Origin of the sequence: Streptomyces niveiscabiei, assembly GCF_001419795.1 — a bacterium.
Taxonomy (GTDB): Bacteria; Actinomycetota; Actinomycetes; order Streptomycetales; family Streptomycetaceae; genus Streptomyces; species Streptomyces niveiscabiei.
On the sequence record NZ_LIRL01001377.1, the window covers coordinates 1 to 1,155 of the forward strand.

Annotated in this window: 1 protein-coding gene; it reads left to right on the forward strand. The window is 72.6% G+C overall.

Features of this window, described 5'->3' with window-relative positions; genetic code table 11:
- Positions 1–1,030 (forward strand): DEAD/DEAH box helicase (locus AOK24_RS44225; protein WP_167376926.1); only part of this gene is annotated, 1,030 nt, incomplete at its 5' end.
- Positions 1,031–1,155: the final 125 nt, after the last annotated feature.

Here is a 1,155-nt window from a genome sequence, read left to right on the forward strand (position 1 = left end):
GGCGCAGCACGTGAAGAACCCCCACTCCGCGACCGCCAAAGCCCTCCGGACGATCCCCGCGCCCGCGCGCGTGGCGCTCACCGGCACCCCCGTCGAGAACAACCTCTCCGAACTGTGGGCACTCCTCGACTGGACCACCCCCGGACTCCTCGGCCCCCTCAAGGCGTTCCGCTCCCGGCACGCGCGCGCGGTGGAGAACGGCGAGGACGCGGAAGCCGTCGAACGCCTCGCGCGCCTCGTGCGGCCCTTCCTGCTGCGCCGCCGCAAGTCCGACCCCGGGATCGTGCCCGAACTCCCGCCCAAGACCGAGACCGACCACCCCGTCCCGCTCACCCGCGAACAGGCCGCGCTGTACGAGGCCGTCGTGCGCGAGTCGATGCTCGCCATCGAGATGTCCGACGGCATGGCCCGCCGGGGGCTTGTCCTCAAGCTCCTCGGCGCGCTCAAGCAGATCTGCGACCACCCCGCGCTCTACCTCAAGCAGGACCCCGGCCCACCCGGCCGCTCCGGCAAACTCGCCCTCCTCGACGAACTGCTGGACACGGTCCTCTCCGAGGACGGCTCCGCCCTCGTCTTCACGCAGTACGTCGGGATGGCCCGCCTCGTCACCGCCCACCTCGCCTCCCGCGCGGTCCCCGTCGAACTCCTCCACGGTGGTACGCCCGTACCCGAGCGCGAGCGCATGGTCGACCGGTTCCAGGACGCGGCCACGCCCGTGCTCGTCCTGTCCCTGAAGGCCGCCGGGACCGGGCTCAACCTCACGCGCGCGGGGCACGTCATCCACGTCGACCGGTGGTGGAACCCCGCCGTCGAGGAGCAGGCCACCGACCGCGCGTACCGCATCGGGCAGACCCAGCCCGTCCAAGTCCACCGCCTCATCACCGAGGGGACCGTCGAGGACCGGATCGCCGAGATGTTGGAGAGCAAGCGCGCCCTCGCGGACTCGATCCTCGGGGGCGGGGAGGCGGCCCTGACAGAACTCACCGACCGGGAGCTGTCCGACCTGGTGTCGTTGCGGAGGGAGGGGTGATGGGGGAGTCGATGACCCCCGCGGAGGCGGCTCGGCGGGCGCTGCGGGAGGCGCGGAGGGTTCGGAGGGACGGCGAGGGGGTGGACGGGAGTGCGGAGGTGCTGAGCGTGGGGGCGGTTGTGGAG